Source organism: Methylophaga sp. UBA2689, from assembly GCA_002354555.1.
GTDB lineage: Bacteria > Pseudomonadota > Gammaproteobacteria > Nitrosococcales > Methylophagaceae > Methylophaga.
In genome coordinates, this window is sequence record DELT01000063.1 from 16061 (window position 1) to 19720 (window position 3660).

Here is a 3660-nt window from a genome sequence, read left to right on the forward strand (position 1 = left end):
GTTCCCTCCAGCAAAGTTCAGATAATTCAAAATCTCGAAGGGGGCATTCTGGCGGATGTTCTGGTGAGTGAAGGACAAATGGTTGAAAAAGGCGATGTACTATTAAAGATTGATGACACACGTTTTTCATCTTCATTTCGAGAATCTAAATTAACTTACTGGGAGCTGTTGGCTAGAACGGCAAGATTGAGTGCAGAGAGTGAGGTCAAGCCATTGGAGCTTCCCGACGAACTGATGATCAATCAGCCGGAGCTGGCAGCAGAAGAACGGGGATTGTATCAATCACGACAATTACAATTGCAAAGCACGATTGATGTTTTAAAAAGACAAGCTGAACAGCGCAGGCAGGAACTGGTTGAAAAACAGGCTAGGCAACAGCAGCTCAGTCGCAGTTTTGAGTTGAGTAATCAGGAATTAAAAATGTCCGAACCTCTTCTGGAAGCTGGCGTCATGTCAGAAGTTGAGATATTGAGACTGAAACGTACCGTCAATGATCTGAGGGGTGAAATGGACTCAAATCGTCTGGCGATTCCCCGTATTCGCTCTTCTATTGATGAAGTTCAGCAGAAAATAAATGAAGCAGTTACCCGGTTTGAGTCAGAAGCGGCAAGAGAGCTCAGTGAGGTGCGCGCTGAAATGGAACGTACTGAAGAATCTGTATCGGCATTAAAGGATAGGGTGACCCGGACGAATGTACGTTCGCCAATGAAAGGAACCATCAAACGCTTGATGATCAATACTATCGGTGGAGTCATACAGCCAGGTATGGATCTGGTGGAAATTGTTCCTTTAGAAGATAATTTACTTATCGAAGCTCAGATACGACCAGCAGACATTGCTTTTTTAAGACCAGGCCAGGAAGCAATAATAAAGTTTACAGCGTATGACTTTTCAATTTATGGTGGACTAGAGGCAAAGCTGGTAAGAATCAGTGCGGATACCATCACTAATGAAGAAGATGAAAGTTTTTATCTTATCTATTTACGCACAGAACAAAATTTTATAAAAAGTAGTATGGGTGAATTAGGAATTATTCCGGGCATGACAGTGACCGTAGATATTCTGACTGGTGAAAAAACCGTGCTTGATTATTTATTAAAGCCCATACTGAAAGCAAAAAATGAAGCATTGAGAGAGCGTTGAGGCTAAGGTTGAACGATGACTGTAATTACAGAGACTGAAAAAAGTCTTTATCTGGCTACTGCAGATGCGGATGTGGCACGTGTCATAACCGATGCATTGCCAGCTTTGTACGAGGTTAGCCTTTATAAGGATATTAACGGTTTACTCGACGCAGTAAAAAAACAAACCGCAGAATTGGTGCTTTGCCATCAATTTTTGCTGGATGACAATCCTGATCAGGTTATCAGTGAACTCAAAAAGCTATGCCCGGATAGCAGAATTCTGGTGATTGGCCCTCCACGGCCTATCCCGGTACAAATAGCCGCATTGAAGCAGGGCGCTCGTGGTTATTTCAATCAAAATTTGCCGATGAGCAAATTACAGGAAGCTCTGCTATTGATTTTGAATGGTGAAGTCTGGGTCGAGCGTCATGTGATATCCGGTTTGATAGATGAAATCAGTCATATTCCAGAAGTGAGTGAAAAACAGCGTAAAGCAGCAGAAACACTTTCTCCAAAAGAACTGGAAGTGGCCAAAATGGTAAGTCATGGTGCGACCAACAAAATGATCGCTCGTAATATGAATATCACTGAAAGAACAGTGAAAGCTCACTTAACGACCATTTTTCAGAAAATGAGTTTACCTGATCGTCTTTCTCTGGCTATCGTCTTTAGGGATCTTCGATAGACTAGATTGTGTATTTGAACTGTTTTGACTACAATCGGCCGGTAATGGAATAGTAAGTATTACTTCGGGAGGGGAGAAGCTGTAATCGGTAGTGACCCTTGATAAAGAATACTAATTACTGCTTTGAACTAGGAAAAGAATATGAACAAAGCGCTTTTTTTAATCCCATCATTGCTCTGCTGTAGCTTTGTGCAAGCTGAAACATTACAGGAAGCAATTCATACCACTCTAAAAACCAATCCGGATGTTTTGGCTTCTATCAGTGAGCGTCAGGCGGTTTCCAAAGAAATTGAACAGGCGCAGGCAGGTTATTTCCCGACAATTGATTTGGGGCTAGGAACCGGTTGGGAGTCAACTGATAATCCAGCTTCTCGAAACCGTGGTGATGGTGAGATTCATTTAAATCGTGATGAAGCCAGTTTGAATTTACGGCAAATGCTTTACGATGGCAGCCTGACCAAAAATGAGGTTGAACGTCAAAAAGCCAGAACCGATTCACGCGCACATTCAGTTTACAGTGTGGCTGAAAATACGGCTTTAGAGGCGACAGAAGCTTATCTTAATGTGTTGCGCCGGCAGAAACTTGTGGAATTAGCACAAACCAATCTGGAATCTCATCTGCGTACCCATGATCAGATTACCTTACGCAGCGAACGTGGCGTAGGAAGACGGGCTGACATGGATCAGAGCTTGGGTCGCCTGGCATTAGCGGAAACCAATTTAATGGCTGAGCAAAGCAATTTGCGTGATGCCGAAACCAATTATTTACGGGTCGTAGGTGAAGCTCCATCCTCATTGTCGCAGCCCCCATCACCAGAACCGTTGTTGCCAATATCAGTGGAAGAAGCGGTTAATATCGCCATCCAGAATCATCCAACCTTACGTTCCGCTCAAGCTGACGTTGCTTCGGCCAATGCACAACATGACGTAACCAGAGCTGCTTTTTTACCGCGCGTTGATTTTGAATTAGGCACTCGTTCTGATCATGATATTGATGGCGTTCGTGGAACGGATAAAGATGTCACTGCCATGTTCAGGCTACGTTACAATCTGTTGAATGGTGGCAAAGATGCGGCAAGACGCGAAGAGACAGCATTTTTGATTAATCAGGCGGCTGAAATTCGCAACAATACGCACCGTCAAGTGGAGCAGAGTGTCCGTTTGTCATGGAATGCTCTGGAAACAGTACGCAGACAAATGTCATACTTTGAAGAATATGCTGCATCAGCTGAAAAAACCCGCGATGCCTATCAGCAACAATTTAACTTTGGCCAGCGCACATTACTGGATTTGCTGGATTCCGAGAATGAATTGTTCCGGGCGCGTATCGCACTGACGAATGCTCAATATGATGAAATTTTTACGATGTATCGGCTGCTCAACAGTATGGGTTTATTACTGGAAAGTCTTGAGATAATTGCGCCTGCTGCGGCAACCACAGTTGCTGATAACCGTAAATAATCATTCTCCACAGCTCAATAAAATCGATAAGCCATGCCGTAGGGTATGGCTTTTTATTAGAACCAGTGCGTTGATAGCTGCATCTTTTTCTGCATTCAAACTATCATGCTATTATGTCGTGCTTAATTTGTAGGGTTATTTTAGAATTTCATGAGTAAGCAATCATCTTTTTCCTTCGAGGAACTCTTGCAGTGTGGCCATGGAGAAATGTTTGGCCCGGGTAATGCCCAACTGCCAGTACCGAATATGCTGATGATGGATCGCATCAGTCATATTTCAAATGATGGTGGCGCCTATGGGAAAGGTGAAATCATTGCTGAACTGGATATTCATCCGGATTTATGGTTTTTTAAATGCCATTTTCCGGGAGATCCCGTTATGCCGGGTTGC

The 3660-nt window shown here is 43.4% G+C and carries 4 protein-coding genes; all 4 read left to right on the top strand.

Going from position 1 to position 3660, the window contains the following annotated elements:
* Nucleotides 1-1143 (top strand): HlyD family type I secretion periplasmic adaptor subunit (locus B3M51_RS07225; RefSeq protein WP_292757918.1); only part of this gene is annotated, 1143 nt, incomplete at its 5' end.
* A gap of 15 nt (nucleotides 1144-1158) precedes the next feature.
* Entirely contained in the window at nucleotides 1159-1809 is a 651-nt protein-coding gene (locus tag B3M51_RS07230; RefSeq protein ID WP_292757920.1) for a response regulator transcription factor, read from the top strand.
* Between the two features lie 141 nt (nucleotides 1810-1950).
* Entirely contained in the window at nucleotides 1951-3270 is a 1320-nt protein-coding gene (locus B3M51_RS07235) for a TolC family outer membrane protein (protein ID WP_292757922.1), read from the top strand.
* 150 nt (nucleotides 3271-3420) lie between these two features.
* On the top strand, nucleotides 3421-3660 hold a 240-nt coding region (fabA, locus tag B3M51_RS07240; protein WP_292757924.1), incomplete at its 3' end, for a bifunctional 3-hydroxydecanoyl-ACP dehydratase/trans-2-decenoyl-ACP isomerase.

What these genes read in the sequence shown, in the direction of transcription:
- B3M51_RS07230 (WP_292757920.1), top strand. Translation starts at nt 1,159, where the DNA reads ATGACTGTAATTACAGAGACTGAAAAAAGTCTTTATCTGGCTACTGCA.
- B3M51_RS07235 (WP_292757922.1), top strand. Translation starts at nt 1,951, where the DNA reads ATGAACAAAGCGCTTTTTTTAATCCCATCATTGCTCTGCTGTAGCTTT.